We start from the raw sequence: 23,733 nt of genomic DNA, 5'->3' as shown, positions 1-23,733 counted from the left end.
CCTAGGCGGCCTGCCGCTCGTCCCGGATCGGCAGGATCTGGTCCAGCCCGGTGATCTCCAGCGTCATCGACACGTCGTCGTTGGGGTTGGCGACGATCAGGGTCGCGCCCTTCTGCTGTGCCCGGCGCCAGCAGCCGACCAGCGTGCCGAGCCCGCTCGAGTCGATGAAGGCCAGCGCGGTCAGGTCGATGACCAGCTCCGTCGCGCCGGCGTCCAGCTGCTCGACCACCTCGGTGAGCAGCTTCGGTGCGGTGTCCAGATCCAGGTCACCCACCGCGTCGAGTCGTGCCCGCTCACCCTCGCGGTGCACCGACAGCTCCCAGACTGTCTCGTCGTTGACCACGTTGCGCCATGTCCTTTCGCGAACCGAGCTGCGGACCTGCTACTGATCGCTGGTCAACAGTGTGTGGTACCCATTGGGTGGACTTCAAACGCTCACACCGTTTGACCCGGTCCGGGCAACGACGCAGACTCGGGGGATGAGCAGCGATCTCGAGTTCGTGGGGCGGGCCCCGACCTCGCTCGACGATGCTGCGATGCTGGCCGTCGCGCAGCGCCGGGCCCAGTTCCTCGCCGATGCCAGCCTCCAGGTCTCCGGCTCTCTCAACCTGCCGCACACCGTGCGGCGGTCGCTCGCCGCGTGCGTGCCACACCTCGCCGACTTCGCGCAGATCATGATCATCGGGAAGGACAGCGCGGCGTACACCGGCCTCGTCGTCGGCAGGTCGGGCACGACGTCGACCACCCGGCGCCACCCGGACCTCGACGGGGTCGGCGGGCAGGTCAGGCTGCTGATGACCGGTCGCCCCGAGCTGCTGCACGTCTCGCTGGACCAGGACCCGCTGGAGCCCGACGGCCTGGTCGCCCTCGTGCCCGACGAGCAGATGCGCGCGCAGGTCGCGGCGCTGCGCCCGGCCGACGTGCTGGGCCTGCCGCTGACCGCCCGCGGCACCACCTTCGGCACACTGACCCTCGCCCGGCGCTCCGGCTACGGGTTCGTCGCCGAGGACATCTCCGTCGCCGAGGAGCTGGCGGTGCGCATCGCGCTGGCGATCGACGCCGCCCGGCGCTATGCGGAGCGCTCCAACGTCGCGACCGTCCTGCAGGCCAGCCTCCGCCCGCCGGAGCTGCCGAACCTGGAGGGCAGCCTGCTGGCCGCCCGCTACCGTCCGGCCTCCGGCGACGCCGAGATCGGCGGCGACTTCTATGACGCGTGGGGCGAGTCCGACGACTGGGCGTTCGTCCTCGGCGACGTCTCCGGCAAGGGCGTCGAGGCGGCCGTCGTCACCGGTCAGGCCCGGCACACCGTCCGCGGCGCGTCCGCGGTCGACCGGGAGCCGGCCGCCGTGCTCCGCGCCCTCAACACGATGCTCGACGGCACCACCTCCGGCCGCTATGTCACCGCCCTCTACGGCCGCGTCCGCCGGTCCGCCGGCGGCGGGCTGCACGTGACGGTCGCCTCCGCCGGCCATCCGCCGCCGCTGGTGGTCCGCGCGTCCGGCGACGTCGAGGAGGTGCGGGTGCGCGGCCTCGCCGCGGGTCTCGTCGCCGGGGTCGAATACACGCCGGCCCAGGTGATCCTCGCGCCCGGCGACACCCTCGTGCTCTACACCGACGGCGTCACCGAGGCCGGGCACCACAGCGTCCGCGACGGCACCCGGCGGCTCGCCGACCTGCTGGCGCAGTATGCGCAGGTCGACCTCGCCGCGCTGGTCGAGGCGATCGAGATCGCGGTGCTCGAAGGCTCCGACGGCATGCAGCGCGACGACCTGGCCGTCCTGGCACTCCGGGCGGCCGACTCGTGACCAGGAGCACCGCAGGCACCCGGCACGCGACCGAGCGCGCCCCGAACGGCCGCCTCGCGACCGGGAAAGCTCCGGGCGGCCTGACGCTGCGGATGGGCGGCTCGTGACCCCGGCACTCGACTTCCGGCCGTATTTCGACCACCTCGAGCGCCGCGACGCGAACGGCGCCGTGCGGCACGTGCTCGACCTGATCGACGGCGGCGCCGACCCGGTCGGCGTGCTGCTCGACGTGGTCGCCCCCGCGCAGGAGCAGGTCGGCCTGCGCTGGGCGGAGGGCTCGTGGACCGTCGCGCACGAGCACGCCGCGACCGCGATCAGCGAGTCCGTCGCGGTGGCCGTCGGCGCCCGTATCCCCGTCCCGGCCGCCCCGCTCGGGCACGTGATCCTCGCCTGCGCGGAGCGCGAGTGGCACGGGCTGCCCGCCCGCCTGGTCGGCTATTGCCTGCAGGCGGCCGGCTGGCGGACCACGTTCCTCGGCGCGTCGATGCCGGCCCGGCAGTTCGCCCGGTTCCTCGACGACGTCGACGCCGACGCGGTCGCGATCAGCTGCTCCGTCGCCGCGTCACTGCCCGCCGCCCGACGGCTCATCGACGCCGCCCGCGAGGCGGGCCTGCCGGTGCTGGTCGGCGGCGGCGCGTTCGGCCCCGACGACACCCGGGCCAGGGCGCTGGGCGCTTCCGGCTGGGCCAGGGATGCCCGCGGCGCGGCGACCGTGCTCGCCGAGATCGTCGCCGCGAGCGAGGCGGCGGCCTGGACCACGGACCGCACCCGGCACGCCGGCGCGGACGAGCACGCCGAGATGGTGATCCGCTTCGCCGAGTTCCGCGCCGCCGCCCGGCACCGCTGGCTCGACGCGCCCGGCGACCCGTCGGACGGGCACGGCCTGGCCGACGACGCCATGGACCACGCCCTGCACTCGCTGTCCGCGGCGCTGCTCACCGACGACCCGAGGCTGCTGCGGGAGGCGAGCGACTGGCTGACGGCCCTGTTCGCGGCCCGGGGCGAGCCGGTCGGCGCGGTGGAGAGCCTGTGGCGGTCGCTGCACCAGACCGTCGGCGAGCCGCTGCCCGAGGCGGCCCGGCACCTGAAGTCGCTGTGATGGTCCCGTCGATCGCGATCACCGGCTCGGCCGGCCAGGTCGGTGGCAGGGTGGCCGCGGCGCTGCCCGTCGCCCGGCGGCTGACGCGCAAGGACGCCGAATACCGCGACACGGACCGGATGCGCCAGACGCTGGACGGGGTCGGCACCCTGTTCCTGGTATCCGGGCGGGAGTCCGCGGACCGGCTCACCGAGCACCGCAGCGCGGTCGACGCCGCGGTCGGCGCGGGCGTCCAGCGGATCGTGTACCTGTCGTTCGCCGGCGCGGCACCGGACTGCACGTTCACGTTCGGCCGGGACCACTGGCACACCGAGCAGCACATCCGGCAGACCGGCCTGCGCTGGACGTTCCTGCGGGACAACCTCTACCAGGAGATGCTGCCGGCGCTGACCGGCGCCGACGGCGTGATCCGCGGGCCGGCGGGCGACGGCCGGCTCGCCGCGGTCAGCTACGACGACGTCGCCGCCTGCGCGGTCGCCGCGCTCACCGGCGACGGTCACGACGGCAGGACCTACGAGCTGACCGGTCCCGAGGCGCTGAGCATGCACGAGGTCGCCGAGCGGCTCGGGGTCCGCTACGAGCCGGAGACCGTCGAGGAGGCCTACGCGTCGCGCGCCCACTACGGCGCCCCGGCGTTCGAGGTCGCCGGGTGGGTCAGCTCCTACGAGGCGATCGCCAACGGCGAGCTCGCGGCCGTAAGCGACCGCGCCCACTACGGCGCCCCGGCGTTCGAGGTCGCCGGGTGGGTCAGCTCCTACGAGGCGATCGCCAACGGCGAGCTCGCGGCCGTAAGCGACGACGTGCCACGCCTGACGGGCCGGGCCGCGAAACCCCTCAGCACCCGATGAGCACCACCCGCGCCTGACGGGCCGGGCCGAAAACCCTTCAGCACCCGATGAGCAACACCGCGAGGCCTTTCAGTCCCAGGTGAGCAGCTGGTCGACCGGCGCGTGGTCGTCGGTGAGCACCGTCGCGTCGCCGGTGAAGGCGCGCAGCTCGGCGCCGGTCAGCGAGTCCGGCGCGGGGCGCAGGGGCGCGGTGGAGGCGAACACGACGAAGTTGCTGCCGGTCTCGCCGCGCAGCGCCGCCGCCGGGGCCACGAGCGTCACGAACGGGAACACGGCGGCGATCGTGGCGACCTCGGCGCGGACGAAGCGGCGGGCCGGGCCGTCGATGACGTTGAGCGCGTAGACGCCGCCCGGGCGCAGCACCCGGCGGACGTCGGTGACCAGCTCGCGGGTGGTCAGGTGCCATGGCACGGCGAGGTGCCCGAAGGCGTCGCCGATGACCACGTCCCGCGACGCGGACGGCAGGCGGCGCAGGTTGGCGCGGGCGTCGCCGGTCTCGACCCGCAGCAGCGGCCCGGTCCGCAGGCCGAGGCTGCGCCGGTCGAGGTCGACGAGTGCCGGGTCGAGCTCCAGGACGAGGTTGTCGCTGCCGGGCCGGGTCGCGGCGACGTACCGCGGCAGCGTGAACCCACCGCCGCCCAGGTGCAGCACCTGCAGGGGGCCCGGCGGCAGACCGTCCACGTAGGACCCGATCCACTGGGTGTAGGAGTACTCCAGGTGCGTCGGGTCGTCGACGTCCACATAGGAGTGCTGGGCGCCGTTGAGGAACAGGGTGCCGTCCTTCACCGCGGCGCAGGTGTAGGCGGTCTCCACGTCGCACGGGTTGGGCGTGACGATCCCGATGGGCACGCCGATGGCGACGAACGCGAAGGCGGCCGACAGGTTGCCGCGGCGCCGCCAGTACCCGCCGAACGCGAACCCGGCAAGGGCCAGCACACCTGCCAGGCCGAGCAGGATGACGCTGGTCGGCACGGTGGCCACCAGCACGAACCCGGTCGCGAACGTCGCCGTGATCGCGCCGAGGGTGCCGACGCTGGACAGCCGGCCCACCACCCGTCCGGTGTGCGCGAGGTCAGCGAGCTGCAGCTTGACCACCAGCGGCGTGACCGCCGAGAGCAGCGCGGCCGGCACGAACAGGGCCATCGCCGCCAGGAGCAGCACGCTGGTGGGCTCGGTGCCGCGCAGCCACTCGCCGGCGACCCTGATGATCGGCAGGGTGGCGGCGGTCGCGGCCGCGCCGAGCAGCAGCAGCGGCGACAGCAGCTTGCGCTGGTCGATGCGGCGGTCGGCGAGCCAGCCGCCGGTCCAGGCGCCGTATGCGATGGCGGCAAGGGCCACGCCGATGATGGCCGTGCTGCTCGACAGCGTCACGCCGACGTACGGGCCGACGAGCCGCAGCCCGACGATCTCCAGGACGAGCACGGCGCCGCTGGTCAGGAACACCAGGCCGGCGGCGATGCGGTTATTGAGGGGTGTCGCGGCAGTCACCGCTCTAGCATGGGGCACATGTCCGATTCGACGCGCATACCCGCCAAGCCCACCCTCGATGGCCTCGAGGCGCGCTGGGTAAAGGTATGGGACGTCGAGGGGACCTACAGGTTCGACCGGACCGCGACGCGCGAGGACATCTTCTCGATCGACACGCCGCCGCCGACGGTGAGCGGGGCGCTGCACATCGGTCACGTGTTCTCCTACACGCAGACCGACGCGATCGCCCGCTATCAGCGCATGCGCGGCCGGGTCGTGTTCTACCCGATGGGGTGGGACGACAACGGCCTGCCGACCGAGCGGCGCGTGCAGCTGACGTATGGCGTGCAGTGCGACCCTTCGCTGCCCTACGACCCGCACCTGGTGATCACGAAGACGCCGGGCGGCCCGCCGCAGAAGATCAGCCGGCGCAACTTCATCGACCTGTGCAAGCGGCAGACCGAGGTCGACGAGCAGGCCTATGAGCAGCTGTGGCGCAACCTCGGCCTGTCCGTGGACTGGTCGCTGCTCTACACGACGATCGGCGACCGGGCGCGGACCGCGGCGCAGCGGGGCTTCCTCAACAGCCTCGCCCGCGGCGACGCGTATGCGGTGGACGGACCGACCCTGTGGGATGTGACGTTCGGCACCGCGGTGGCGCAGGCCGAGCTGGAGGACCGCGAGCGCCCCGGCGCCTATCACCGGGTCCGCTTCGGCGACTTCGCGGTCGAGACGACCCGGCCGGAGCTGCTGCCGGCGTGCGTGGCGCTGGTCGCGCACCCCGACGACGAGCGCTTCCGGCCGCACTTCGGCACGACCGTGCGCACGCCGTTGTTCCACGTGGAGGTGCCGCTGCTCGCGCACCCCCTGGCCGACCCCGAGAAGGGCAGCGGCCTGGTGATGGTGTGCACGTTCGGCGACCTGACCGACGTGACCTGGTGGCGGGAGCTCGACCTGCCGTCCCGGACGGTGATCCAGCGCAACGGCCGCTTCGGTCTGCAGCCTCCGGCCGGTGTCGAGGAGGACCTCTACGCGCTGGTCGCCGGGCTCACCGTGCACCAGGCACGGGAGAAGGTGGTGACCGCGCTGCGCGCCTCCGGTGAGCTGGAGGGCGAGCCGCGGCCGATCAAGCACGCCGTGAAGTTCTACGAGAAGGGCGAGAAGCCCCTGGAGATCGTGGGGACGCGGCAGTGGTACATCCGCAACGGCGGCCGGTCGCCTGAGCTCCGCGCGGCGTTGCTGGCCCGCGGCAGCGAGCTGCGGTGGACGCCGGCGCACATGCGGACCCGCTACGAGCACTGGGTGGAGGGGCTCACCGGGGACTGGGTGATCAGTCGGCAGCGGTTCTTCGGGGTGCCGATCCCGCTCTGGTACCGCTTGGACGACGACGCCCACCCGGTCTACGACGACCCGATCGTGCCCACGGCACTGCCGATGGACCCGAGCAGCGACACCCCGCCCGGCTTCGAGGAGTCGCAGCGCGGGCAGCCCGGCGGGTTCGTCGGCGACCCCGACGTGATGGACACCTGGGCGACGTCGTCGCTGAGCCCGCAGATCATCGGCGGCTGGCTCGACGACCCGGACCTCTTCGGCCGGGTGTTCCCGATGGACCTGCGCCCGCAGGCCCACGAGATCATCCGGACCTGGCTCTTCTCCTCGGTGCTGCGCGCGCACGTCGAGCACGGTGTGCTGCCGTGGAAGCGGGCGTCGATCGCCGGCTGGATCGTCGACCCGGACCGCAAGAAGATCGGCAAGTCGAAGGACAACGCGGGCGACTCGCCGGAGTCGCTCATGGAGCAGTACGGAGCCGACGCCCTGCGCTACTGGGCGACCAGCGCCCGGCCCGGGGTGGACACCGCGCTGGACGTCAACCAGATGAAGATCGGCCGCCGGCTGGCGACGAAGCTGCTCAACGCGAGCCGCTTCGTGCTGGGCTTCCCCGCCTCCGGCGACGGTGCCGTCACCGAGCCGGTGGACCGGGCGATGCTCGCCGCGCTGTCCGCGGTGGTGGCCGAGGCGACGGCGGCCTTCGAGGCGTATGACTACGCGCGCGCCCTGGAGCGCACCGAGCAGTTCTTCTGGTCGTTCTGCGACGACTATCTGGAGCTGGTGAAGGCGCGCGCCTACGGCGAGGTGCCGGGCGGCGACTCGGCGCGGGCCGCGCTGAGCACGGCGCTGTCGACGCTGCTGCGGTTGTTCGCGCCGTTCCTGCCGTACGTGACCGAAGAGGTCTGGTCGTGGTGGCAGTCCGGATCGGTGCACCGCGCGGAGTGGCCCACCTTGTCCGACTCCTCCGACGTCTCGCCTCTGTCGATCGCCACCACGGTCCTCGCCGCCGTGCGCAAGGCGAAATCCGCCGCGCAGCAGTCGATGAAGGCCGAGGTGGCCCTGCTGACGGTTGCCGGGCCGGCGGCGATCCTCACCCAGCTCGAGCCGGACCTCACCGCGGCCGGCAACGTGCGCGCGTGGGCCGTCACCGACGCCGAGGAGTTGTCCGTTACCGTCACGTTGTGATGGAACTCCAGGCCATCGGGGTCCAGCACCCCGCCGTGCGGCAGGTGCAGCACATCCAGAACAACACCGCACCCAACCGCTACAAGCTCTTCGTGGCCGAGGGCCTCTGGGCGCACAACATGCTCCTGGAGGCCAACGCCCCCATCGACACCTTCTTCTGGTGCCCGGAGGCCATCTACGCCGACGAGGCGCACCGCCGCGCCGAGGAGATCGCCGCCCGCGCGGACCGGTCCTTCCGGGTCTCGCTGCGGACCATGGAGAAGATCTCCGAGCGCGACAAGCCCGACGGGCTGCTGTCGCTGGCCGCGCTGCCCCGCTGGGCGCCGGAGGATCTCCGGTTCCGCAAGACGTCGCTGGTACTGGTAGCTGACGGCCTGGAGATCCCGGGCAACCTCGGCACGCTGATCCGGTCCCTGGACGCCTGCGGCGCCGACTGCCTGGTGCTGACCAACCGCAAGACCCGGCTGACCCATCCGAAGGTGATCCGCGCCAGCCAGGGCACGATCCTGACGGTGCCGACGGTGGAGTTCGAGGACACCGCCGACGCGATCGACTGGCTCGACCGACACCGGTTCACGGTGCTGCTCGCCGACACCGACGAGGCGATCAACTACCGGCAGGCGGACTACTCGGGCCGCACCGCCCTGGTCGTCGGCAGCGAGCGCTACGGCATCGGCAAGCAGTGGTACGGCCACGGATACCAGCGAGTCGCCGTCCCCATGCTCGGGTCCGGCGACTCGCTCAACGTCTCGGTCTCCGCGTCGGTCCTGCTCTACGAGGCCCGCGCCCGGAAGTCGGACTGGTAGGGCCTGTCACCAGCTGCCCCACCGCGAGCGGCGGGTCCCGGCGGGGGGTTCCCACCCCGCACCCCCCATGCGACGCAAGCGCCGCACTCAAGCCCTATTTCGGCTGCGCGGCCTGGCCTCGCAGGGAGATGGCCTGCAGGAAGATGTCGCCGATCTTGGCCGGGTCGGGCGCGACGAAGGTGCCGCCGCCGACCGCGTCGGTGATCTGGCGCATCGCGGCCTCGCCGACCTTGTCGCCGATGCCGATCAGGATCACCTGGATCGGCTTGGCCGGGTCGGCGGTCGCCTTGAGCTCGCCGATCAGCTGCTCGAGCGACAGACCGCCGGCGGGGTCGTCGTTCTCGCCGTCGGTCATGACGATGAGCGAGTTGATCCGGCCCTGGTCCCAGCCGCTCTGCACGGCCTTGTAGCCGGCGAGGATGGTGTCGTAGAGCGCGGTGTCGCCGTTCTGCTTCGGGCGGATCGACTGCAGCGCCTGCAGGCACTGGTTGCGCTGGCTGACCAGCGGGCCGATCGGCACCAGCTGCTTGTAGTCCTTCGCGCCGTCGAGCTGGGTGGAGAAGGTCCACACGCCGAGCGCCCACGAGTCGTCGAAGAGCTGCATGCCGCGGCGGGCCGCCTCCAGGGTCACCGTCATGCGGTCCACGCCGCCGGCGGTCGGCACCTTGGTGAGCATCGAGCCGGAGACGTCGATGACGGCGAGCATGCGGGCCGGCAGCGTGATCGCCTGCCACTTGGTCAGCAGGCCTTCGATCGCGGCCGCCTCGGGCACCTGGCTCGCGGTGAGCGCGGTCGGCGCGCCGGTCGGGGTCTGGAAGCCCTTGCCGGCGGCGCCGTCGGAGCCGCGCAGGCCGATCGCGCCGAGCCGGTCGCGGAACCCGTCGCCTTCCAGCGACTTGAGCAGCTGCTCGGCGACCGCGGCGCGCTCCTTGCCGAGGATGACGTACGGGTAGTCCAGGGCGACCGGGGCCGGCTCCGCGTAGATCGCGGCGATGCGGACCGGCGGCTGCTGGGCGTTGTACTGGATGACCGACTGCTCCGACAGCGGCGCGACCGTCAGGCCGGCGCTGAGCGCCTGCGGGTCGGAGCCGCGCGGGAACTTCTGGATCAGGTCGTCCTTGATCGAGGACCGGCCGGCGGCGAGCGAACGCAGCGCGGCGGTGGCGATCTGGGTGGCCTGGGTCGCGTTGCCGCCACCCGCGGCGGTCGCCGCCCCGGCGAGGGTCATCAGCCCGGCGAGGCCGGTCGAGTCCCGGCTGGGCTCCACGATGCCGATCTTGACCTTCTGGTCGCCGGACACCTTGGCGATCAGGTCGGTGTACTTGATCTTCGTCTGCGGCCAGCCGAAGGACGTCGTCGCGATCGGCTCGGGCACGGCCACCACGACCGGGCTGCGGGCGATCGACTTGGCGCTGGCCGGCACGCTCTGCGGGTTCACCGCGCGCAGGCGCTGCAGCCACAGCGACGAGTCCGGCACCCACACGTCGGGGATGCGGGTCTTGCCGTTGGCCTGGCCGACGCCGGTCAGCGACTTCTTCGAGCTCGCGGCGATCGCGGCGGCCACGTCGGCGGACGACGCCTCGATGACCTCGACGTCGACGCAACTGTTGTCGGACTTGGCCTCCTCGGCCCAGGCGGCCGCCTGGAGCTTCAGGGCCGGCGCGATGTCGGAGGGCGCACTGATCGTGAGCTTCGTCGACGCGCCGCACGACGGCTGGGAGAACTTCCGGAACGCATACCAGCTGCCGGCGAGGACAACGAGCACGGCGACGGCGGCGGCGCCCATCTTGAGCGCTGCGCCTGACGACCCCGCTGAGCGGTGGCGACCTTTCACGGCTCTTATCCTCCGGACCGGCGGCCTCTGCGGCCTTGTACCTTCGGTTGGAAATCACTGACGGTACGCATCCCAACAAACGAACGCCCAATCTACAAGGCACCGAAGAATCGTAGTTAAACGAACACTGCTCGCAATCACGCCGGGACAAACCGCCGTAAGCAGGCATTCCGCTCGCGCTTAAATCTGCCCTAATCGATCTTCAGCGTGCCGAGTCGGTCACGCAGGGTCACGACCAGCGGCCGATGGTCGGAGAACGGCACCGCCGGGGCCGCCACCCCCAGCACCCGCGGGAGGCGCTCCTGCCCCCGCCGATCGACGAGCACGTGGTCGAACTGCACGCGTGGCGCCGGTGACGGGAAGGTCGGCAGGCTCGCGAGCCGGTGCCAGCCGGAGAAGAGCCGGGGCAGCCCGCCGGGCAGGTTGAGGTCGCCGAGGAGCACGCGCGGCGCCGGCAGCACCCGCAGGGCGCGGCGGACCAGCTGGAGCTGCCTGATGTTCCAGCCGGGCATGAACGACAGGTGTGTGGTGGCGACCGTCACACGTCCGGCGGGGGTCTCGAGCACCGCGGCGATCAGGACGCGCGGCTCGTCGTCGAGCAGCATGAGCTTCGGTCCGCCGGCCCAGCCGGCGAGGATCGGCGAGCGCAGCGGGGCGGCGGGCAGCCGGGTCACCCGCCACTCGACCACCGGATACCGGCTCACCAGGGCCACGCCGTAGTGCGGGTCGGCGCCGTCCTGGTCCTCGTCGGTCGCGACCCGGAAGCCCTCCCCCGGCGTGCCCACGACCGCCGGCACGAACATCACGTGCCTCGCGCCCAGCGCGTCGGCGGCGATCCCGGCCAGGTCGGCGTGGCCGCTGCGGAGCTGGCCCCGGTCGACCTCCTGCAGGCCGAGCACGTCGGCGTCGAGGCTCTTGATCGCGGCGTGCACGCGGTCGGCGTCCACCAGGCCGTCGGCGAGGGAACGCCCGTGCATGAGGTTGAACGTGCCCAGCCGCATGCCTCATTGTCGCCGCTGCAGCTTGCGTACCGCTGCCTTGGCGATCGTCTCGGTCTCCGCCGGATCGACCTCCGGCTGGCCGAAGTGCACGATTGTGCAGGTCGTGCCGCCGACGCGGACCGCGAGCAGGTAGCCGCTGAGGGTGTACGCGTCGTCGCCCGCCCCGCCGGAAGCGGCCATCCTGAGCGCCGTGGACTCCTCGCCGAGGCCCGGCAGGCCGGCATCGGCCACCGTCACGCTGGTCGTGTCGCCGCCGGCGTCGGTGTCGGTGAAGGTCCCGCAGCGGGTGCCGAGCTCCCGCAGTACATCCACCGCGTCCGCGGCATCGGTCAGCTCCTCGGCGAGGAAGGGCCCGGACGCACCGCCCTCGAACCGGACGCCGGTGCCGCCGTCGCGGAACCTGTTGAGCAGGGCGTCGCAGCCGGCCACGCTCACCGAGCTGACCGCGCTGACCTCGGGCTCCGCCTGCGGCGGGCTGGTGACGTAGCCGTCGGGCAGGTCCTCGACTGCGAGCATCGCGCTCCCGCCCGCCGAACGCGAAGACTCCGGCTCGACGGGTGTCGAACCGGAGTCGCAGGACGCCAGCGTGAGTGCCAGGGCGAAGCCGATCAGGTAGCCGCGCATCAGGCCGTCCGTCAGGCGGCGCTGACGGTCGGCTGGGAGCCCTGACGCAGCGGGGTGCGGGCGCCGGTGGCCAGGTTGACCGCGGTGATCCACGAGTGGCCCTGGTGCGACGCGGTCAGCACGCCAGTGCGGGCGCTCGCGTAGACCATCTCGCGGTCGTCGGCGGCACCGACCTGGCGGCGGTTCGCACCGTTGGCGTCGGCCTCGGTGACGCGCACCGCGGTGCCGTCGGCGGTGTAGGTGGTCCAGGTGACCTTCTGGCTGTCGGCCCGCCACGCCGGCACGACGCCGAAGCCGCTGGTACCGCTGCCGCCACCGCCGTAGTAGTCGATCGCGCGCTCGGTGCCGGAGTCGACGTTGCCGATGCTCAGGCAGTTGTCGGCGATCGACTCGCACTCGCCGCCCCGGAACGCGATCTTGGTGCCGTCGGGCGACCAGGCCACCGCGTCGTCGGTGCGCAGGCGGTCGACCAGCTTGGCGGCCGGGGCCTGCACGCTCTCCTCGGGCTGCTCCATGACGTAGCCGACCTCGGGAAGGGCCTGGTCGCGGCAGGAGGCGGGGAAGAGCGCCTCGGAGGCGGTGCCGCCCTCGGTGCCGACGCGGAAGACGCCGGGGCCGCCGGTGCAGGACAGCGCCGAGTAGGCGATCCACTCGCCGTCCGGCGACCACGAGGGCCCGCCGGCGGTCCGGTCGCTGACCTGGTGCTTGTCGCTGCCGTCGGCGTTCATCACCCAGACCGTGTTGTTGTGCAGGTAGGCCAGCTTCGCGCCGTCCGGGCTGAAGCGCGGGCGGGCGTTGACCTCGTCCTCGGTGAGCCGGGTCTCGGTGGTGCCGTTGCTGCTGTAGATGACCCCGGCCCGAACGTAGGCGACGGTCTTGCCGTCGGTCACACCGGCGGTCGCGGCGGTGGCGGCGGACGAACCGATCATCGTGCCGAGGCCCGCCAGAGCGGCGAAACCGGCCAGCGTGACTGCCTTGGTGATCGCGTTGCCGTTCATCCGTGCCCCCCGTGTTTCTGTCTCTTCCGTGTGACGCAGAGACCATCGGCGCAACCGTGCCGCACCTGAACGGTTCCCGTTGTGGAACTTGGAGAAATTCCGCCAATCGGACATGCGATCCGGTACGGCAAACAATTTGCACTCCCAGTGCCTTTTCGGGACCGTGTCTCAGGGGCGAGTATCGGAGGCATGACTGACACACAGGCCCGCGTGGCGATCGTGACCGGCGCGGCCCGCGGCATCGGGGCCGCGACCGCCCTCCGTCTGGCCGCCGACGGGCACGCCGTAGCGGTGCTCGACCTGGATGAGGGCGCCTGCAAGGACACCGTCGAACAGATCCGTGCCGCGGGCGGCACGGCCGTCGCCGTCGGGGCGGACGTCGCCGACTCGGGCGCCGTGACCGCCGCCGTGGCGCGGGTCGCCGAGGAGCTCGGGCCGCCGGTGGTCCTGGTCAACAACGCCGGGGTGCTGCGCGACAACCTGCTGTTCAAGATGAGCGACGACGACTGGGACACGGTGCTGGGGGTGCACCTGCGGGGTGCGTTCCTGATGAGCCGGGCCGCCCAGGCGCACATGACCGCGGCGAAGTACGGCCGGATCGTCAACCTGTCGTCGTCCTCCGCGCTCGGCAACCGCGGCCAGGCCAACTACTCCGCCGCCAAGGCAGGGCTGCAGGGCTTCACCAAGACGCTGGCGATCGAGCTCGGCCCGTTCGGTGTCACGGTCAACGCGGTCGCGCCCGGCTTCATCGCGACCGACATGACCGCCGCGACCGCGGCCCGGGTCAAGGTGGACTTCGAGGCGTTCCAGCAGGCGGCGGCCGAGCGCATCCCGGTCCGCCGGGTGGGGGTCCCCGCCGACGTCGCGCACACCATCTCCTTCCTCGCCAGCGAGGGCGCGGGCTTCGTGTCCGGCCAGGTCATCTACGTGGCCGGGGGTCCCCTCAATTGAGGCCGGCAGAGCTGGCCGGGGAGTTCCTCGCCGCACACGACCCCAACGCGCTCGAGCCGCTGGACTTCCTGCGGGCCCGCTTCGACGCCGGCCTCGCCTGGGTGCAGTTCCCGGAAGGGCTCGGCGGGCTCGGGCTGCCACGGGAGGAGCAGGCGGCCGTCGACGAGGCGTTCACCGCGGCCGGCGCGCCCGACAACAACCCGCGGCGCATCGGGATCGGGCTCGGCATGGCCGCGCCGACGATCCTGCGGCACGGCACCGACGAGCAGCGGCGGCGCTGGCTGCGGCCGCTGTGGACCGGCGAGGAGGTGTGGTGCCAGCTCTTCAGCGAGCCCGGCGCCGGCTCCGACCTCGCCGGCCTCGCCACCCGCGCGGTCCGCGACGGTGACGGCTGGATCGTCGACGGTCAGAAGGTGTGGACCTCGATGGCGCACGAGGCACGGTGGGCGATCCTCATCGCCCGCACCGACCCGGCGGTGCCGAAGCACCAGGGCATCACGTATTTCGTGCTCGACATGACCGCGCCCGGGGTCGAGGTGCGCCCGCTGCGGCAGGCGACCGGCGAGGCCGAGTTCAACGAGGTGTTCCTGACCGGCGTCCGGGTCCCGGACACCGACCGGCTCGGCGCGGTCGGCGAGGGCTGGGCGGTCGCGCAGACCACGCTGATGAACGAGCGGGTCGCCATCGGCGGCGGCGCCGCACCCCGCGAGGGCGGCGTCATCGGCGTCGTGGCCGACCTGTGGCGCGAGCGGCCCGAGCTGCGCACCCCGGCGCTGCACGACGCGCTGCTGCGGCTGTGGGTGGAGGCCGAGGCGGCCCGGCTCACCGGCATGCGGCTGCGCCAGCAGCTGGCCGTCGGCCAGCCGGGGCCGGAAGGCTCGGCGGCGAAGCTGCTCTTCGCCCGGCTCAACCAGGAGATCTCCGCCCTGGAGCTGGACCTGCTGGGCGAGGAGGGGCTGCGGCACGACGAGTGGACGATGCGCCGGCCCACGATCGTCGACTTCGCGGGCAGGACGGCCGGTTACCGGTACCTGCGCGCCAAGGGCAACTCGATCGAGGGCGGCACCTCGGAGATCCTGCGCAACATCGTCGCCGAACGGGTCCTGGGGCTGCCGCCGGAGCACCGGCTCGACAAGGACGTCGCGTGGAAGGACCTGCCAAAATGACCGATCTGCTGTACAGCGAGATCGAAGAGGAGCTGCGCGCCAGCGTGCGTTCCTTGCTCGCGGACCGCGCCGGGTTCGAGGCGGTCCTCGCCAGGATCGAGTCGGCCGAGCCGGTCGACCTGAAGCTGTGGCGGGCCCTCGCCGTGGACCTCGGGGTGGCCGGCCTGCCGGTGGCCGAGGCCGACGGCGGCGCGGGCGCGTCCTGGCGGGAGACCGCGGTGGTGATGGAGGAGCTGGGCCGCAGCGTCGCGCCGGTGCCGTTCCTCGGCCACTCCGTCCTGGCGGTGGCCGCACTCTCCGGGACGGGCGATCCGCTGCTGGACGCGGTTGCGGCGGGCAGCCGGACCGCGACCCTGGCCGTGCCGCTGTCCACCCGCGCTTGGAGTGCGACCGTCACCGCCGACGGCGACCGGCTCGACGGGACGGTGACCAGCGTCGCGGACGCCGGGGTCGCCGAGGTGCTGCTGGTGCCGACCGTCGCGGGCCTGTTCGCCGTCACCGACTTCCAAAAGACCCCGGTGGTCAGCTTCGACCTGACCCGGCCGCTCACCGACGTCACGCTCCGCGGCGCGGAGGGCCGGCTGGTCACCGCCGACACCGCCGGAGCGGTGGACCGGGCGCTGACGGCCGGCGCGGCGCTGCTCGCCTCCGAGCAGCTCGGCGTCGCCGAGTGGTGCCTGACCACGACGGTGGAATACGTGAAGACCCGGCGGCAGTTCGCCCGGCAGGTCGGCTCGTACCAGGCGATCAAGCACCGGCTCGCGGACCTGTGGGTGAGCGTCACCCAGGCCCGGGCGGTGGCCCGCTACGCGGCGGACTGCCTCGCGACCGGCGACGCCGACCTGCCGGTGGCGGCCGCGCTCGCCCAGGCCGTCTGCTCCCCCGTGGCGGTCAAGGCCGCGGAGGAGTGCGTGCAGCTGCACGGCGGGATCGGCTTCACCTGGGAGCACCCGGCGCACCTGTATCTCAAGCGCGCCCGCTCCAACGCCGCGACCTTCGGGTCGGCCTCGGCGCACCGCGCCGCGCTGGCCGACCTGGTGGCGCTGCCCGGCTGAGGTCCTAGAGGTTCTAGAGGAGGAGCCGGGTCAGCGACTCGGCGACGCAGACCGGCTTCTCCTGGCCCTCCCGCTCCACGGTCACCTTGTTCTTCAGCTGCAGCCAGCCCTCGCCGATGTCGTCGGCTGTGAGCAATTGCACGGTGGCCCGCACCCTCGACCCGACCGGCAGCGGCGAGGGGAAGCGCACCTTGTCCAGGCCGTAGTTGATGCCCATCCGGGAGCCCTGCACCCGGTACACGCCGGAAACCAGCACCGGGAGCAGCGACAGGCTCATGAAGCCGTGCGCGATGGTGGTGCCGAACGGGCCGGCCGCCGCCTTCTCCAGGTCCACGTGAATCCACTGGAAGTCGCCGGTGGCCTCGGCGAACAGGTTGATCTGCTCCTGGGTGACCTCCCGCCACTCGCTGTGGCCAAGGACCTCGCCGACCGCAGCCAGCAACTCTTCGCCGTTCGCAAACGTCCGCATACCCTCGATCTTGCACAGACCGTGCAACATCCGTCAACGACCGGCGGCCGGCCCCGTGGATCGGGACCGGCCGCCGTTTGCGCCTACGTGCTTACGTGCCGATGCGGTTGAACTTCAGCGTCACACCGATGTCGGTGGAGACGACGGTCGTGCCCGGGACGGCCGGGGTGACCACCGAGGTGGTGACCTTGCCCGAACCTGGGAACAGACCCTTCACCGTGACGGTGTAGGACGTCGACGCGCCCGGCACCGGGTCGGTGCTGGTGACGTAGAGGTCCGTGGTCGGCAGCGTGTTGACCGGGAGACCCTGGCCACCGTTGCCCGCCTCGTTCTCCGCGCCGACGACGAGGTTCTGCCCGGCGGGCAGAGCGCCGACGGTCCCGAAGTCGTAGGAGAACGCGATGTCCTGCGGGCCACCCGAGCCCAGCCAGACCTGGAACCGGCGGTCGTTGAGGGTGCCGAAGTCGCGCACCCGCCATTCGACGACCGTCCAGGTGCCGACGCCGTCGGTGAGGACGTTGATCAGGAGACCCTGAGCGCCCGTGCCGTCGAGGTCGGTCCAGAACGGCGCGAGCACGTTGTTCGGCTTCGCGGGGTTCGGGATCGGGCTGATGTCACAGCAGTTGTTGTTCTCGTTGCTGTCGTCGCTGCCCGGGTACAGGTAGCCGTTCGAGTCGACGGTGAGCGAGGAGTACTCGACACCGTTGTACTTGAACGACGGCACGTTGAACGTCGTCAGGTCCTCGTCGCCGACCGGGGTCACCAGGGTGCCCCCGAACAGGTCGAGCGGGATGTACCCGGCGATGGTGCCCGGGGCGATCGACGGCGTGCCCGCGATGGCACCGGCCAGCGGCGCGTTCTTCTTCTCCGCCTTGAACGGGTTGACCACCGTGGCACCGCTCGCGCCGACGATCGGCAGGTTGAGCGTGGGCGTGGTGACGAAGTCCGCCGTGGTGTCGTTGAAGGTGCCGTTGGTGGCCGTGACGGTGCAGGTGCTGTTCTGCAGCAGCGTCAGCGACGCCGGGGTGCAGGACTGGGTCACCTTGACGTCACCCTGCTGCGGGATGAACGCGACCGGCAGGTGCAGCGCCGGCACGCTCGAGCTGACCGGCTTCAACCGGACCTCACCGAAGTACTGCGCCTTGGGAGCGCTGGACTTGATGGTGATGTTGATGGTCGCGGTCGCGCCCGCCGCCACGGTGAAGATGGCCGGCGAGGCCGTGATGGAGGAGCCGGCCGGCGACGTGGTCTCGACGCGGTAGGTCTGCGTCCTGCCCGAGACGTTCTTCGCCGTGCGCACCGCGGTGAGCTTGCCCGGCATGACCGGGGCGTTCACCGAGGGCAGGTTGATCTGCACCGCGTTGACCGGGTCGTTGCCCAGCGCGTACAACCGGTCGGCCGTCTCGTCGAACGTGAGGCCGGGGTTGGCGGCGAGGTTGACCTGGACGCGACCGGCGCCGAGATCGAACGGGTCGGCAGGCGTCGTCCCGTTCTCCTTCTTCACGTTGGTGGTCGCGGTGGTCATCAGCGAGGACTTGATCTGACCCGGGGTGAAGTCCGGGTGCGCCGCCTTCTCCAGGATGGCCGAGCCGGCGATGTGCGGCGAGGACATCGAGGTGCCCGCGATGGCCATGAAGTACTGGCCGGGCGGGCCGCCGGCGGCGTCGTCCGGGGTCGGCGTCTGGCCGGCCAGGATCTGCGCACCGGGTGCGGTGATGTCGGGCTTGATGAACTGGCCGCCGGGGCCGCGCGACGAGAAGCTCGTCATCACATCGCCGGTGCCGATGACCTTCTCACCGGCGGTGAACTTCGCCGTGATGCCCGGGTGGGACGAGACGTAGTTCAGGAACGCCGTGCCGTCGGCCAGGTGCACCGTCGGCAGCCAGTGGTTGTCGCTCAGCGCGTCAGCCGCCGGGTTGTTGTACAGGATCATGCCGGCGGCACCACCCTGCTTGACGTTGAAGCCCTTCATGATGCGGCCGGGGCTGCGCTGGCACGCCACGATCTTGCCGATGAAGATGCCGGGCGGGGCCGGGACCTCACACGTCGGGCTGTTGTACGGCGGAGCCGACGCCATCACGACCGGGGTGGCGGAGCTGACGCCCTGCGTGATCGAGACGCCCTTCAGGACCGTCTGGGTGCCGTCGGTGGAGCTGACGGTCAGCGTGGACTCGAAGGAGCGCTTCTGCGTCGAGGCGCCGACCGTGGTGACCCAGCCGGACAGGTGGTCGGCCGTGGACGCGCCCGGGCCGGAGTTGCCGGCGGAGGCGGCCACGAAGACGCCGGCCTTGTAGGCGTCGAAGAACGCCAGCTCCACGATGTCGGTGTACGGGCTCGCGCCACCCGAGATCGAGAAGTTGATGACCTTGACGCCGTCCTTGATCGCCTGGGCGACCGCGGCGGCCGAGTCGGTGCTGTAGCAGCCGGTGGCGCCACAGACCTTGTAGACCGAGACCCAGGCGCCGGGCGCGACGCCGTTGATCGGCCCCCGCTCGACGCCGAGGACGTTCGCCGACGCGACCGGGTTACCGGCGGCGGTCGACGCGGTGTGGGTGCCGTGGCCGTCGGAGTCACGGGCGGTGTACCCGTACATCTCCATCGGCTGCAGCGCGTTGTAGGTGTCAAGGAAGCCCTTGCCACCGATGAGCTTGTTCTGGCAGACGAACGGGTCGGCCGCCGGGGTGAGCGGGTTGTCGCCGAAGTCGCAGGACCGCGGGGTCCCGTCGGCCTTCGCGGGCGGGGCACCGAGGTTGCCGTTGTCGGCGAACGACGGGTGCTCCGGCCACACGCCACTGTCGAGCGAGCCGAAGATGACGCCCTTGCCGGCGTTCGGCTTGCCGCCGAGCGACGGGTAGACCTGGTCCGCGCCGATGAAGCTGGTGCTGGAGTCGGTCTGCGGGGCGCGGGCCGCGTCGGACTGGACCGCGACGACGTTGTCGAGCGTCAGGATCGCGCCGATCTTGTTGGCCGGCACCGAGAGTGCGATACCGCCATAGACCGTCCGCAGCTTCTGGCCGACCTTGGCGTCGGGGACCTGCTTCTGCAGTTGCGCGACGAACTTGTCCTCAATTGCCTTGATGCGGCTTTCGTAACGCTGCTCCGCATTGCTTCCGGAAAGCGCTTTACCGGTGACCGACGGGCTCGTCGCCTCATATCCGGCAATGCCGCCGGAGTATGTCGCGGTCGAGTCGTAGTCGAGCTTCACCGCAATCGGCAGCCGGGCGCTGTCGGTGCGGTTGAGCAGGGACGGGTCGGTCTTTGCCATGCGACTCGTGGGTGACTTCGCGGCCGAGCTCTGCTTGGCCAGCGAGGCACCCGGCACCGATGTCAAACCGCTCGGCACCGGTGCTGCCTGACTCGGACTTGCCGAGACGATCACGAGCAGTGGCGGAACGAGTGCGGACGCCATTGCGGCGCGCACCCATGTCCGTCGGCTCATCTTGCCCCCTCTCATGGACGGGCTGAGTCCGAAGGGTTTGTGACTGCTTCCCCGTGTTGCTGCTCCGGCGTGGCCCACCCTCGGCCTACGCGCACGCCGGCGCCGCATATCCCGAATGCTCGATATACGCCGTCACAACATGCCAGTTTTCGACGTGGCGGAACAGAGGCAATCACTCTGCAGAAACTCGCCGAACAGGGGATGTAGGGCGATGTCGAGGGTTATACGGCGCAGCCATTGCCGCATATCAACAAATTGCAATGTCCTAGTCATCCGTACTGAGCGGAAATACGCGCGGGCGGCGTTTTGTATCGGTTACGCCTGAAACGACAAAACCCGCCCTTTCGGGCGGGTCGTCGGAATTGATGCTCAGACGTCGTCGCGGGGCGGCGGGTTGATGACCTGGGTCCGGTCGGGGTCGTTCGCCGAGTCCTTCGGCGGCTGGGAAACCGGCCGCTGCGTCGGCACCTGGACCTGCCCACTCTGCGTCACGGGCGGCACGGCCGGGGGCTCTGTCAGCGGCACGTTCGGAGGCACGGCGGGGACGGTCGGCACGACCATGGTGGGGGCGTCGACCGGGCCCACGGGCGCCTCGGCCTGACGGGCCTCCTCGGCCCGGCGGGCCTCTTCCGCCTGACGCGCCGCCTCGGCCCGGCGGGCCGCCTCGAGGTTCGCCGCTTCCGCCTGGCGGGCCGCCTCGGCCTCCGCGGCCCGGCGCGCCTCCGCCTCATCGCGGCGGGTCTGTGCGGCGACCTTGACCCGCTCCGACACGGCCGGCGCCTCCTGCTCGACGCGGGTCAGCCAGCCCTCCCACCGCTGCTGCATCGGGCGGATCAGGCCACCGCCGACGCCGACGATGAGGATCCCGGCGATCGTGGCGAGGACCGCGATGAGCACCGGCATGGTCACCGACGTGGCGATGCCGATCTGGTTCAGCGCCGCGATGACGCCCAGGCCCAGGACGAAGAAGTAGCCGACGTTGGCGAGGAGGCGTCCGTACGGCAGGCCGCCCAGCGCTCCGGTGACGATGTCGCGCAGCCCGTTGGCGAGCGCCGCCGCCACAACCACGATGACGATCGCGACCGCCGCCCGCGGCAGCCAGGACACCACGGTGTCGATGAGGTCCGAGACGGGGTTGGGCCCCCACACGCCGAACGCGATCTGCAGCGTGAACAGCAGGATCGCGTAGTAGACGAGCTTGGCGATCAGGTCGCCGGCGTCGAAGCTCGTGCGCGACAGCGCCCGGCCGACGCCGCCACGGTCGACCAGCCGGTCGAAGCCGACCTTGGCAAGAAGTTTGCGCACACCCGCCCGGGCCAGGTACGCGAGGCCCCAGCCGACGAGCAGGATGACGATGAACAGCAGCAGTGACGGCACGAAGCGGACGACGTCGCCGAGGGCATCACGGACCATGCTGTGACGGGTGCCCATCCATCGGCGATGCTAATCGTCCATGCCGGCCAGCCCCCTCGGGCTCTCCGTCTCGCGGGCGTGCTCGGGCCCGCCCGCGAGCTGGTCGGCGAGGGTGACGCTGCAATGCTCCACGGCGAAGTCACCGAGGTCGTCGAAGTCGAACCCGGGGAACGGCTCCAGGGTGCGTATCTGTTGCTCGGTCATACCTCAAGTGAAACCCCCCTCGGGTGGGTAGAACGGTCTCATGACCAAACCAGTGACCGGTGTGCTTTTTGATGTCGACGGGACCCTCATCGACAGTGTCTATCTGCATACGACGGCCTGGTGGCAGGCGTTTCGGCAGTTCGGGCACGATGTTCCCGCGGCACGGATCCACCGGGCGATCGGGATGGGGTCGGACAAGATCCTGGACCATCTGCTGGGGGCCGGTCACGACCCGGGCGACGACGACTCGATGCGGGCCGCGCACGCCAGCCTGTACGCCACCCACTGGACGTCGCTGCGCCGGCTGCCGGGTGCGCAACGGCTGCTGCGGACCTGCGCCGAACGGGGGCTGCGCAACGTGCTCGCCACGTCGGCGGCGAAGCCGGAGCTGGGCGCGCTGCTGCGGTGCCTGGACGCCGACGCGGTCATCCACACGGTGACCAGCGCCGACGACGCCGGGGAGAGCAAGCCGGCGCCGGACATCGTCGAGGTGGCCCTGCGGCGCTCGGACCTGGACGCCCAGGAGGTCGTGTTCGTCGGCGACTCGGTCTGGGACGTGCAGGCGGCCGGCCGGCTGTCGATCCCGTGCATCGGCCTGACCTGCGGCGGGCTGAGCGCGGCCGAGCTGCTCGACCACGGCGCCGCGGCCGTCTACGCCGACCCGCAGGACCTGCTGGACAACCTCGACGAGGCCCTGACCACGGCGTTCCGGGTGGCGTTGACCAGCGCTTAGAGCTTGAGGGGTGCCGGGTAGCCGCGCGGCGGGTCGGGCAGGTTCCACGGCTCGTGGACGGCCTTGCCGGGGATGTCCGCCAGCTCCGGCACGTAGCGGCGCACGTAGTCGCCGGCCGGGTCGAAGCGGTGCGCCTGCCGGATCGGGTTGAAGCGCCGGTAGGGCTTCGTGTCGTTGCCCGTGCCGGCGACCCACTGCCAGTTGCCGTAGTTGTTGGCCACGTCGCCGTCGAGCAGCAGGTCGAAGAAGTGGTCGCCGCCGGCCCGCCAGTCCACACCCAGGTGCTTGGTCAGGTAGGACGCGGTGATCAGGCGGGCCCGGTTGTGCATCCAGCCCTCGGCGAGCAGCTGCCGCATGCCGGCGTCGACGATCGGGACGCCGGTGTGCCCCTCCTGCCATGCCTGCAGGGCGTCGGACTCGTCGCGCCAGCTGTCCTCGGCCGACGCCCGGTAGGCCTTGCGGCGCAGGTCGGGGAACGCGAACAGCACCTGGTGGTAGAAGTCGCGCCAGCACAGCTGCCGCAGGAACGGCTCGGCGCCGGCGCGGCCGTGGACGCGGGCCGCCACGTCACGCGGCGACAGGCAGCCGAAGTGCAGGAACGGGCTGATCCGGGACGTCCGGTCGGCCGCCATGGCGTCGTGGTCGTCGTCGTACCCCTCCAGGTGCGGCAGCCATCGGGTGAGCCGCTTCCGGGCCGCGGACTCGCCGCCGTCCTTCGCGTCGGGCCGGTCGCGGAACCAGGACGCGGGCAGGTCGTCGGGGAGCCGGAGCTTGCGGGGCGCGCCTTCGACGTCGCGCCATTGGTGCGCCTGCCACGCCCGCCAGAACGGGGTGAAGACCTTGTAGTGCTCGCCGCCGCCACCGGGCCGGACCGCTCCGGGCGGCACGATCGTGACCCCGGCGAACGTCTTCAGCGCGATCCGCTCCGCCGCGCAGGCCTCTTCCAGGCGGTGCTCCCGGTCGCGGGCGTAGCCGCTCACGTCGGCGGCGACCCCGATGCCTTCCGCGCCGACGGCCTTCGCGACACGTACCGACTCCGCGACCGGATCTCCGCGCAGCTCGACGAGATCGGCGCCGCGCTGCCGCAATGACGCCTTCAGGTCGGTGAGGCATTCGTCGAGGAACCTGTGCCGGTTGGCGCCCGCGGACAGTGCCGGGTCGTGCACGAACAGCGGGACGACCCGCTCGGCGGCGCGGGCGGCCGCCGAGAGCGCCGGGTTGTCGTGCACCCGCAGGTCGCGGGTGAACAGGACGACCGCGACCTTCATGCCGCGGTGCCCCGCAGGTCCAGCACGGCCGGGACGGGC

20 protein-coding genes are annotated in these 23,733 nt (G+C 71.7%); 9 read left to right on the top strand and 11 right to left on the bottom strand.

The window, feature by feature from the left end; translation table 11 throughout:
* Position 1: 1 nt before the first annotated feature.
* Entirely contained in the window at positions 2-343 is a 342-nt protein-coding gene (locus ACZ6TV_RS01370; protein ID WP_465294084.1) for an STAS domain-containing protein, read from the bottom strand.
* Between the two features lie 136 nt (positions 344-479).
* Between ACZ6TV_RS01370 and ACZ6TV_RS01365 the strand changes: the two genes are divergently transcribed.
* The 3 genes from ACZ6TV_RS01365 (at position 480) to ACZ6TV_RS01355 (ending at position 3,752) form a co-directional block, all read left to right on the top strand.
* Positions 480-1,805, top strand: coding sequence for a PP2C family protein-serine/threonine phosphatase (locus ACZ6TV_RS01365; RefSeq protein ID WP_465294082.1), 1,326 nt, complete (start codon positions 480-482; stop codon positions 1,803-1,805).
* A gap of 103 nt (positions 1,806-1,908) precedes the next feature.
* Positions 1,909-2,904: a cobalamin B12-binding domain-containing protein gene (locus ACZ6TV_RS01360; protein WP_465294080.1), complete on the top strand. Its 996-nt coding sequence runs from the start codon at positions 1,909-1,911 to the stop codon at positions 2,902-2,904.
* Positions 2,904-3,752, top strand: coding sequence for an NAD(P)H-binding protein (locus ACZ6TV_RS01355; RefSeq protein WP_465294078.1), 849 nt, complete (start codon positions 2,904-2,906; stop codon positions 3,750-3,752). The genes ACZ6TV_RS01360 and ACZ6TV_RS01355 overlap by 1 nt, the downstream gene beginning before the upstream one ends.
* Positions 3,753-3,821: 69 nt before the next feature.
* On the opposite strand, the gene ACZ6TV_RS01350 is transcribed toward ACZ6TV_RS01355, so the two are convergent.
* Entirely contained in the window at positions 3,822-5,240 is a 1,419-nt protein-coding gene (locus ACZ6TV_RS01350; protein WP_465294076.1) for a fused MFS/spermidine synthase, read from the bottom strand.
* Between the two features lie 36 nt (positions 5,241-5,276).
* Between ACZ6TV_RS01350 and valS the strand changes: the two genes are divergently transcribed.
* A complete protein-coding gene (valS, locus tag ACZ6TV_RS01345) occupies positions 5,277-7,733 on the top strand; it encodes a valine--tRNA ligase (RefSeq protein WP_465294884.1) in 2,457 nt (818 codons plus the stop codon).
* The gene (locus ACZ6TV_RS01340) at positions 7,733-8,539 is read left to right on the top strand and encodes a TrmH family RNA methyltransferase (RefSeq protein ID WP_465294882.1); all 807 of its coding nucleotides are present in this window, start codon (positions 7,733-7,735) and stop codon (positions 8,537-8,539) included. The genes valS and ACZ6TV_RS01340 overlap by 1 nt, the downstream gene beginning before the upstream one ends.
* A gap of 94 nt (positions 8,540-8,633) precedes the next feature.
* On the opposite strand, the gene ACZ6TV_RS01335 is transcribed toward ACZ6TV_RS01340, so the two are convergent.
* The 4 genes from ACZ6TV_RS01335 to ACZ6TV_RS01320 form a co-directional block, all read right to left on the bottom strand.
* Positions 8,634-10,325, bottom strand: coding sequence for a VWA domain-containing protein (locus tag ACZ6TV_RS01335; protein WP_465294074.1), 1,692 nt, complete (start codon positions 10,323-10,325; stop codon positions 8,634-8,636).
* Between the two features lie 239 nt (positions 10,326-10,564).
* Positions 10,565-11,374, bottom strand: a complete 810-nt coding sequence (locus tag ACZ6TV_RS01330) for an endonuclease/exonuclease/phosphatase family protein (protein ID WP_465294072.1) — start codon at positions 11,372-11,374, stop codon at positions 10,565-10,567.
* Positions 11,375-11,377: 3 nt separating this feature from the next.
* The gene (locus ACZ6TV_RS01325; protein WP_465294070.1) at positions 11,378-11,998 is read right to left on the bottom strand and encodes a hypothetical protein; all 621 of its coding nucleotides are present in this window, start codon (positions 11,996-11,998) and stop codon (positions 11,378-11,380) included.
* An 11-nt stretch (positions 11,999-12,009) separates the two neighbouring features.
* On the bottom strand, positions 12,010-12,996 hold the full coding sequence (locus ACZ6TV_RS01320; protein WP_465294068.1) for a TolB family protein: 987 nt from the start codon (positions 12,994-12,996) through the stop codon (positions 12,010-12,012).
* 189 nt (positions 12,997-13,185) lie between these two features.
* Between ACZ6TV_RS01320 and fabG the strand changes: the two genes are divergently transcribed.
* The 3 genes from fabG to ACZ6TV_RS01305 are packed head-to-tail and all read left to right on the top strand — an operon-like array spanning position 13,186 to position 16,168.
* Positions 13,186-13,947, top strand: coding sequence for a 3-oxoacyl-ACP reductase FabG (gene fabG / locus ACZ6TV_RS01315; RefSeq protein WP_465294066.1), 762 nt, complete (start codon positions 13,186-13,188; stop codon positions 13,945-13,947).
* Positions 13,944-15,113, top strand: a complete 1,170-nt coding sequence (locus ACZ6TV_RS01310; RefSeq protein ID WP_465294064.1) for an acyl-CoA dehydrogenase family protein — start codon at positions 13,944-13,946, stop codon at positions 15,111-15,113. The genes fabG and ACZ6TV_RS01310 overlap by 4 nt, the downstream gene beginning before the upstream one ends.
* Positions 15,110-16,168 (top strand): acyl-CoA dehydrogenase family protein, encoded by a 1,059-nt coding sequence (locus ACZ6TV_RS01305; protein WP_465294062.1) that lies wholly within the window; start codon positions 15,110-15,112, stop codon positions 16,166-16,168. Before ACZ6TV_RS01310 ends, ACZ6TV_RS01305 begins: the two co-directional genes overlap by 4 nt.
* 13 nt (positions 16,169-16,181) lie before the next feature.
* Here ACZ6TV_RS01305 and ACZ6TV_RS01300 read toward each other — a convergent pair whose 3' ends face one another.
* The 4 genes from ACZ6TV_RS01300 to ACZ6TV_RS01285 all read right to left on the bottom strand — a co-directional run bounded on the left by ACZ6TV_RS01300 (position 16,182) and on the right by ACZ6TV_RS01285 (position 21,693).
* Positions 16,182-16,637, bottom strand: a complete 456-nt coding sequence (locus ACZ6TV_RS01300) for a MaoC family dehydratase (RefSeq protein WP_465294060.1) — start codon at positions 16,635-16,637, stop codon at positions 16,182-16,184.
* 91 nt (positions 16,638-16,728) lie between these two features.
* Positions 16,729-19,902, bottom strand: coding sequence for a S8 family serine peptidase (locus ACZ6TV_RS01295; RefSeq protein ID WP_465294058.1), 3,174 nt, complete (start codon positions 19,900-19,902; stop codon positions 16,729-16,731).
* A 543-nt stretch (positions 19,903-20,445) separates the two neighbouring features.
* Positions 20,446-21,507: a mechanosensitive ion channel family protein gene (locus ACZ6TV_RS01290; protein ID WP_465294056.1), complete on the bottom strand. Its 1,062-nt coding sequence runs from the start codon at positions 21,505-21,507 to the stop codon at positions 20,446-20,448.
* 12 nt (positions 21,508-21,519) lie between these two features.
* Entirely contained in the window at positions 21,520-21,693 is a 174-nt protein-coding gene (locus ACZ6TV_RS01285) for a hypothetical protein (RefSeq protein ID WP_465294054.1), read from the bottom strand.
* Between the two features lie 40 nt (positions 21,694-21,733).
* Here ACZ6TV_RS01285 and ACZ6TV_RS01280 point away from each other — a divergent pair, with 40 nt between their 5' ends.
* The gene (locus tag ACZ6TV_RS01280) at positions 21,734-22,426 is read left to right on the top strand and encodes an HAD family hydrolase (protein ID WP_465294052.1); all 693 of its coding nucleotides are present in this window, start codon (positions 21,734-21,736) and stop codon (positions 22,424-22,426) included.
* Here ACZ6TV_RS01280 and ACZ6TV_RS01275 read toward each other — a convergent pair.
* Positions 22,423-23,694, bottom strand: a complete 1,272-nt coding sequence (locus tag ACZ6TV_RS01275) for a cryptochrome/photolyase family protein (RefSeq protein WP_465294050.1) — start codon at positions 23,692-23,694, stop codon at positions 22,423-22,425. The two genes, ACZ6TV_RS01280 and ACZ6TV_RS01275, sit on opposite strands and share 4 nt — an antisense overlap.
* Positions 23,695-23,733: the final 39 nt, after the last annotated feature.

The sequence above is a fragment of the Dactylosporangium sp. NPDC051087 genome (genome assembly GCF_055586325.1).
Note: the sequence above shows the minus strand (reverse complement) of the source record. Positions and strands in the feature narration are given on the sequence as shown.

Bases quoted from the DNA above. Each gene is read 5' to 3' on its own strand.
- ACZ6TV_RS01300 (WP_465294060.1), bottom strand. From the start codon at position 16,637: ATGCGGACGTTTGCGAACGGCGAAGAGTTGCTGGCTGCGGTCGGCGAG.
- ACZ6TV_RS01365 (WP_465294082.1), top strand. From the start codon at position 480: ATGAGCAGCGATCTCGAGTTCGTGGGGCGGGCCCCGACCTCGCTCGAC.
- ACZ6TV_RS01320 (WP_465294068.1), bottom strand. From the start codon at position 12,996: ATGAACGGCAACGCGATCACCAAGGCAGTCACGCTGGCCGGTTTCGCC.
- ACZ6TV_RS01290 (WP_465294056.1), bottom strand. From the start codon at position 21,507: ATGGGCACCCGTCACAGCATGGTCCGTGATGCCCTCGGCGACGTCGTC.
- ACZ6TV_RS01280 (WP_465294052.1), top strand. From the start codon at position 21,734: ATGACCAAACCAGTGACCGGTGTGCTTTTTGATGTCGACGGGACCCTC.
- ACZ6TV_RS01275 (WP_465294050.1), bottom strand. From the start codon at position 23,694: ATGAAGGTCGCGGTCGTCCTGTTCACCCGCGACCTGCGGGTGCACGAC.
- ACZ6TV_RS01285 (WP_465294054.1), bottom strand. From the start codon at position 21,693: ATGACCGAGCAACAGATACGCACCCTGGAGCCGTTCCCCGGGTTCGAC.
- ACZ6TV_RS01295 (WP_465294058.1), bottom strand. From the start codon at position 19,902: ATGGCAAAGACCGACCCGTCCCTGCTCAACCGCACCGACAGCGCCCGG.
- ACZ6TV_RS01340 (WP_465294882.1), top strand. From the start codon at position 7,733: ATGGAACTCCAGGCCATCGGGGTCCAGCACCCCGCCGTGCGGCAGGTG.
- fabG (WP_465294066.1), top strand. From the start codon at position 13,186: ATGACTGACACACAGGCCCGCGTGGCGATCGTGACCGGCGCGGCCCGC.
- ACZ6TV_RS01355 (WP_465294078.1), top strand. From the start codon at position 2,904: ATGGTCCCGTCGATCGCGATCACCGGCTCGGCCGGCCAGGTCGGTGGC.
- ACZ6TV_RS01335 (WP_465294074.1), bottom strand. From the start codon at position 10,325: ATGGGCGCCGCCGCCGTCGCCGTGCTCGTTGTCCTCGCCGGCAGCTGG.
- ACZ6TV_RS01330 (WP_465294072.1), bottom strand. From the start codon at position 11,374: ATGCGGCTGGGCACGTTCAACCTCATGCACGGGCGTTCCCTCGCCGAC.
- ACZ6TV_RS01325 (WP_465294070.1), bottom strand. From the start codon at position 11,998: ATGCGCGGCTACCTGATCGGCTTCGCCCTGGCACTCACGCTGGCGTCC.
- ACZ6TV_RS01305 (WP_465294062.1), top strand. From the start codon at position 15,110: ATGACCGATCTGCTGTACAGCGAGATCGAAGAGGAGCTGCGCGCCAGC.